The 6663-nt window shown below is 73.3% G+C and carries 6 protein-coding genes and 1 pseudogene; all 7 read right to left on the bottom strand.

From position 1 onward, the window contains the following. Nucleotides 1–563 (bottom strand): annotated as a pseudogene (locus G3A44_RS15545) (hypothetical protein); the annotation flags it as partial. Between the two features lie 28 nt (nt 564–591). Then, a complete protein-coding gene (locus tag G3A44_RS15540) occupies nt 592–1896 on the bottom strand; it encodes a DegT/DnrJ/EryC1/StrS family aminotransferase (RefSeq protein ID WP_163458625.1) in 1305 nt (434 codons plus the stop codon). A gap of 25 nt (nt 1897–1921) precedes the next feature. Beyond that, a complete protein-coding gene (locus G3A44_RS15535) occupies nt 1922–2515 on the bottom strand; it encodes an acyltransferase (RefSeq protein ID WP_163458623.1) in 594 nt (197 codons plus the stop codon). Nucleotides 2516–2524: 9 nt separating this feature from the next. Further along, a complete protein-coding gene (locus tag G3A44_RS15530; RefSeq protein ID WP_163458621.1) occupies nt 2525–3649 on the bottom strand; it encodes a DegT/DnrJ/EryC1/StrS family aminotransferase in 1125 nt (374 codons plus the stop codon). A 12-nt stretch (nt 3650–3661) separates the two neighbouring features. Then, nucleotides 3662–4297, bottom strand: coding sequence for an acyltransferase (locus G3A44_RS15525; RefSeq protein WP_163458620.1), 636 nt, complete (start codon nt 4295–4297; stop codon nt 3662–3664). Between the two features lie 10 nt (nt 4298–4307). Continuing rightward, the gene (locus G3A44_RS15520) at nt 4308–5270 is read right to left on the bottom strand and encodes a Gfo/Idh/MocA family protein (RefSeq protein ID WP_163458618.1); all 963 of its coding nucleotides are present in this window, start codon (nt 5268–5270) and stop codon (nt 4308–4310) included. A gap of 18 nt (nt 5271–5288) precedes the next feature. After that, nucleotides 5289–6584: a nucleotide sugar dehydrogenase gene (locus G3A44_RS15515; RefSeq protein WP_163458616.1), complete on the bottom strand. Its 1296-nt coding sequence runs from the start codon at nt 6582–6584 to the stop codon at nt 5289–5291. Nucleotides 6585–6663: the final 79 nt, after the last annotated feature.

The raw sequence follows: 6663 nt of genomic DNA, 5'->3' as shown, positions 1-6663 counted from the left end.
GCCCCCGCCCCCGCCCAGGCGGCCACGGCCTGCAGCGCCGCGGTCAGCCCCGGGGCGAGCAGGCGGGCCTGCCCGATGCGACGGAAGTCGCCCGCCCGGTTGTGCCACAGCGTCAGGGCCTGCACCAGGCCGGCCAGACCCAGCGCCGGCGCCAGCGCCCAGGCCAGCAGCCCCCCGCCCTGCCCCAGCCAGGCCTGCAAACCCGCCTGCAGATCGGCGGATCCAGCCGCCCCACCCCCGAGCCCTCCCCAGGCCCCCACCGCCAGCGCGGCCAGCACCAGCGCGCCGGCCGCGCCGGCGGCGGCCAGCACCAGGCACAGGGCCAGCAGGCCGCGCGCCGCGGCCGGGTGGCGCGGCCGCACGATGGCGTACTCATAGCGCCCGCAGGCCACGGTGGCCAGATTGGCCGCCACGCTGGTCCACAACGCCCAATGGCCCAGCGCCGCCGGCGCCACCAGGCGGGTCAACCAGGGCAGCACCGCCAGCGGCAGCAGCTGGGCCACCACCGCCGCACCGGCCAGGCGGACCACATCGGCCCGGGCACCACGCAGGCCCGCGCTCACCGTTGCGCCCCACGGGCCGGCCACCGGGTCATGCGGCCCCCGGCCCGGCCAGGGCCAGGTGGCGCAGGGCCCGGGCCTGGCGGTGGCCCAGCTGGGCGTGTTCGCCCAGGGGCAGGTTGAGGATGCACGCGGCCAGGGCCTCGCCCTGCGGGCAGTCGCCCGCCGCATAGCCGTGGCGCAGGCTGCCCGCGGGGTGGACCACATCGTCGAACCACACCCCGGGCTCCACCCCCAGGGCCTGCAGCGCGGCCACCGCGGCGTCCCGCGCCACGCCGCCGCGCACCGCCACCGGGTAGCGCAGCAGCGGCCCGGTGCCGGGGGCGGCCAGGGGATGCAGCCAGGGCGAGCCGGCCAGCAGCTCGTCGTAGCGGCGCGCCTGGTCCACACGCCGGGCCTGCAGCGCCGGCCAGCGCCGCCACTGCGCCAGGGCCAGCCGGGCCGGCAGGTCGCCCAGGCCTTGCCGGTAGTCGGGACGGGCCTGGCCACTGAGCTCGGCCGCCGGCGTGCCCGCCACCAGACCCAGGGCGCGCGATGGCGCACGCAGCAGCGCCGCCAGCGCTGCGGCCAGCGGTGTGGGCCAGGTGGCCTGGCTGAGGTGGAAGGCCAGGGTGAGCCCGCGCTTGAGCTGGACCCCCGGCGACGGCCCCGGCGCTTGCGCCAGGTGCCCGGCCAGGCCCGGCCAGCGGCTGGGTTCGGCCACCCGCAGGGCGCCGCCCAGGCCGGTGCTCAGGCATTTGGCGTACTCGAAGCTGAAGAAGGCGGCGTCGCCCACCGTGCCGGCGCGCGGCCCCTCGGGCAGGCGCACGTCCAGCGCGTGGGCGGCGTCTTCCACCAGCAGCACCTGCGGATGGTGCTGGCGCAGCCACTGGCGCAGGGCCGGCAGGCCGGCGCTGGGCTGGCCAAAGTTGTGCGGCACCACCAGCCAGCGGGTGCGCGGGCCGATGGCCGCCCGCCAGGCGTCGGGCGCCGGGTTGAGGGCTGCACCGGGCTGGCCGCCGGTTGCCTGGGCGTCCGGCAGGTCCACATAACGCACCGGCAGGCCCAGGTGCAGGAAGACGTTGGGCACCACCACGCAGGTGTAGCCGGGCAGCAGCGCCTCGTCGGGACCGCCCTGGGCGGCCTCCTGATCGGGCGCGCGGCGGCTGGCCGCCACGAAGGCGTGCAGCGCGCAGCGGCCGGCGCCGGTCAGCCACAGGCCCCCTGCAGGCGCCTGCAGATGTGCCGCCAGGGCCAGCTGCCAGGCCAGCAGCCCGGCCTGCGGCCGCCCCGCCAGGCGCGCAGCCAGGTGGCCGCAGGTCGCGCGGACCAGATCGGCCCCGCGCAAAGCCGGCACACCACACCGCCTCATCGGAGCCCCCTCATGCCTGACGATCCTGCGCCACCGCCGCGGCAGCCGGCGCCCCTTGGTCGGCACGCAGCCGATGCAGCGGCTGTGCCGGCACCCCGCCATAGACCCAGCCCGAGGCCAGGCGGCCGCGCACCACCGCATGGGCAGCCACCACCACCCCGTCCTCGATCACCGCCCCCGGCAGCACGGTGACGCGGGCCCCGAGGAACACATTGCGCCCAATGCGCACCGGCGCGGCCACCCGCTGAGCCACAAAGGGCGCCCCGGCGGCCGTGCCGTTGGATTCGCAGAAGATCGCCACCTGCGGCCCGATGGCCACCGCATCGCCGATGTCCAGCACCTGCCCGCCCACCAGCAGGTGTCCGCCCGGCGCGATGTGCGAGCCCGCGCCCAGGCGCAGGCGCCCGCCGCGGGTGCACAGCAGCGCGGTGCCGGGATAGAGCTCGGCGCCCGCGCCCAGCACCAGCGCACCGCGCTCGCCCCGCCAGCGCACGCCACGGTGCACCTTGGCCCGCGCGCCGGCCTGCACGCCCCAGGCCAGGCGCCACCACCCGGCCCGCCACCGGGCCCCCAGGGCATCCCATGCATACCGCCACAAGGCCATGGCCGCGGCTCAGCCGACCGCCGGGGCCAGGGCCCGGGCCAAGGCCGCCACCACACGCTCCTGGTCGGCCTCGGCCAGGTCGGGGCTCATCGGCAGGCTCATCACCCGCGCGGCCAGGCCTTCGGCCACCGGGCAGCCGCCCGCCGGGGCAAAGCGGGCGTAGGCCGCCTGCTGGTGCAGGGCACGCGGGTAATGCACCGCCGTGGGAATGCCCACGTCCTTGAGCCGCGCCTGCACCGCCGCGCGGTCCACGCCAGGGCTCAAGATCACGGTGTACTGGCCCCAGACGCAGTCGCGGTCGGCACGCACCGCCAAGCGTTGCAGCGGCAGGCCGGCGCCGTGGTGGTCGATCAAGCGGGCGTAGCGCTCGCCCAGCGCCCGGCGGCGGGCCAGCTCCCATTCAAAGCGGGGCAGCTTGGCCAGCACCACGGCGCACTGCAGGGTGTCCATGCGGCCGCCCACACCCACGCGGGTGTGGGTGTAGCGGGCGCTCTGGCCGTGCACCCGGATCTCGCGCGCGGCCTGGGCCAGGCGGTCGTCGTCGGTGAACAGCGCGCCGCCATCGCCATAACAACCCAGGGGCTTGCTGGGGAAGAAGCTGGTGGCCCCAAAGGTGCTCAGGCCGCAGGAGCGCCGGCCCTGGTAGGTGGCGCCAAAGCTCTGCGCCGCGTCCTCGATCACGGCCAAGCCGTGCCGCGCCGCGATGGCGTTCACCTCTGCCAGGTCGGCCACTTGGCCGTACAGGCTGACGGGCATGATCGCCCGGGTGCGCGGCGTGATGGCGGCCTCGATCCAGGCCGGATCGAGGTTGCAGGTGTCGGGCTGCACGTCCACGAACACCGGCACGCCACCCAGCAGCGCAATCACCTCGGCCGTGGCCGCAAAGGTGAAGGGCGTGGTGATGACCTCATCACCCGGCTGCAGCTCCAGCGCCATCAGGGCGATCAGCAGCGCCTCGGTGCCACTGGCCACGGTGATGCAGTGCTTCACGCCCACGAAGGCCGCCAGCGCCTGCTCCACCTGCGCCACCTCGGGGCCCATGATGTACTGGCCATGGTCCAGCACCCGCTGGATGGCGGCGTTGATCTCGCCCTTGAGCGCGGCGTACTGGGCTTGGAGGTCGATGAACTGCATGAAAGGCCTCGTTCAGGTGGCAGCCGTGCCGCGGTCCATGCCATCCGGCAGCACCGCCAGCACCCCGCCCTGCAGGCGGTAGCGCTCGCCCGTCGCCGGGCAGACGGCCTCCGCGCCGTCGATGGCCCGCACCGGCAGCGCCAGCTTTTCGCCGTGGCGGCTCATCCAGCCGGTCTGGCGGGCGGGCACACCGGTCATCAGGGCGAAGGCGGGGACGTCTTTGGTGACCACGGCGCCGGCGCCGATGAAGGCGTATTCCCCCACGGTGCTGCCGCAGACGATGGTGGAGTTGGCGCCCAGCGTGGCGCCGCGGCGGATCAGCGTGCGGCGGTACTCGGCCTTGCGGGGCACGGCCGAGCGCGGGTTGAAGACGTTGGTGAAGACCACGCTGGGGCCGCAGAAGACCTCGTCCTCCAGCGTCACCGCGTCGTAGACCGACACGTTGTTCTGGATCTTGACGTTGGCGCCAATCGCCACGTCGTTGGCCACAAAGACGTTCTGCCCCAGCGAGCAGCCCGGGCCGATGCGCGCGCCGCCGCAGACATGGCTGAAGTGCCAGACCTTGGTGCCGGCGCCCAGCTGGGCACCTTCGTCCACGATGGCGCTGGGGTGGGCCCAGGCGGGGGCGGCGTCGGCGTCGGGCGTCATGCGCAGGTCCTCAGCCGCGGCGGGCGGCGATGAAGGGGTGCACCTCGGCACCGGTGGCGGCCACCGGCGCCATGCGGCGGATGGCGGCCACGGTCTCGATGCAGTGGCGGGCGTCGGCCAGGCCGTAGCCGCGGCCGGCCAGGATCTCGCGGTAGCTCACGGTGTGCAGGTCGGTGAAGCCTTCGGAGAACTCCAGCTGCTCGCCCGAGATGTCAATGTTGCGGAAGGTGGTCTTCTTGCCCTTGACGCTGTCGGGCAGGTCGTTGGCGTCGATGCTCAGGAACCAGCGCACCCGGGCGCGCTCGTACTCCAGGAAACCGGCGGCGCTGGCCTCGGCCTGGTGGTGCACCACGCTGGTCTGCAGCTGGCCGAAGATGAAGTGCAGCATGTCAAAGAAGTGCACACCGATGTTGGTGGCCACGCCGTAGCTCTTGCGCGGGTCGCCCTTCCAGCTCTGGGCGTACCACTTGCCGCGGGAGGTGATGTAGGTGAGCTCGACGTCGAACTTGGTGTCCGCCGGGGCGGCCGCCACCTTCTCGCGCAGCTTCAAGATGGCGTCGTGGTGGCGCAGCTGCAGGATGTTGAACACGCGGCGGCCGGTCTCGGCCTCGATGCGCTGCAGCTCATGCAGCAGCTCGGGCGTGGGCACCAGCGGCTTTTCGCAGATGACATCGGCGCCCAGGCGCAGGCCGGCGGCGATGTGCGGGTGGTGCAGGTGGTTGGGGCTGCAGACGGCCACATAGGCCAGCGCGGTGGCGGGGTCGCGGCGCAGGGTCTGGGCGTGCTCCTGGAAGCACTCGAACTGGGTGAAGAACTCGGCCTGCGGATGCAGGCTGTCGATGATGCCCACCGAGTCGTTGATGTCGTAGGCCACGGCCAGGGTGTGGCCCAGGTCCTTGATGGCGCGCATGTGGCGCGGGGCGATGTAGCCGGCGGCGCCGATCAGGGCGAAGGGCTTGCGGGTGTCGGTCATGGGGCTCGGAGGAAGGCGTCAGAGGCGGAAGACCGCGAGGCCGGCGGCTTCCAGGGCCTGCCGGTCATAGAGGGACTTCACGTCGGTCAGCACCGGCTGGCCGCCGGTGGCGGGGGCACGCAGCAGGGCGCGCAGCGCGGCGGCGTCCAGCGCGCGGTACTCGCGGTGGGCCACCGCCACCACCAGGGCGTCAAACGGGGCTTCGTCTTCCAGGCGGGCCAGGCTCAGGCCGTACTCGTGGCGCACCTCGTCGGCGTCGGCATGGGGGTCGATCACCACCACCTGGGTGCCATGGTCCTGCAGCTCGCGCACCAGGTCCACCACCTTGGAGTTGCGGATGTCGGGGCAGTTCTCCTTGAAGGTGATGCCCAGCACCCCCACCCGGCAGCGCGGCACGTCCATGCCCTGCTGCAGCATGCGCTTGATGGTGTTGCGGGCCACGTAGCGGCCCATGTTGTCGTTGATGCGGCGCCCGGCCAGGATGACCTGCGGGATGTAGCCCAGCTGCTCGGCCTTGTAGGTCAGGTAGTACGGGTCCACGCCAATGCAGTGGCCACCCACCAGGCCGGGCCGGAAGGGCAGAAAGTTCCACTTGGTGCTGGCGGCGGCGATCACCTCGGCGGTGTCGATGCCCATGCGGGCGAAGACCACCGAGAGCTCGTTCATCAGCGCGATGTTCAGGTCGCGCTGGGTGTTCTCGATGACCTTGGCGGCCTCGGCCACCTTGATGCTGCTGGCCTTGTGCACCCCGGCCGTGACCACGCTGGCATAGACCTGGGCCACGGTCTCCAGGGTGGCGGCGTCGCAGCCCGACACCACCTTCTGGATGGTCTCGAAGCGGTGCTCGCGGTCGCCCGGGTTGATGCGCTCAGGGCTGTAGCCGCAGCAGAAGTCCACGCCGTGCTTCAGGCCGGAGACCCGCTCCAGCACCGGCACGCAGTCTTCCTCGGTGGCACCGGGATAGACAGTGGACTCGTAGACGACGATGTCGCCCTTCTTCAGCGCCTGGCCCACGGTGCGAGAGGCGGCGATCAGCGGCGAGAGGTCGGGCTTGTTGGCCGCATCCACCGGCGTGGGCACGGCGACGATGAAGAAGTCCGCCTCGCGCAGCACCGCCAACTGGTCGGTGTAGCGCACCTGGGTGGCCGCCAGCTCGGGGGCCGGCACCTCCTCGGTGCGGTCATGGCCGGCCTGCAGCTCGGCGATGCGCGTGGGGTTGATGTCGAACCCGATGACGGGTTGGGCGCGGCCCAGGGCCACGGCCACGGGCAGGCCCACATAGCCCAGACCCACGACGGCGATGCGGCGGTTCATGCGGTGGAGGGACGCCAGGAGGCGTCCCCCGCGTCGGTCAAGCAAAAGCCCCGGATTCTAGGAGCCCGCCCGCCGCCCG

The sequence above is a fragment of the Ideonella livida genome, from assembly GCF_010499455.1.
In the GTDB taxonomy this organism is placed as follows: Bacteria; Pseudomonadota; Gammaproteobacteria; order Burkholderiales; family Burkholderiaceae_C; genus Ideonella; species Ideonella livida.
This window is presented reverse-complemented; position numbering and strand designations above follow the sequence as displayed.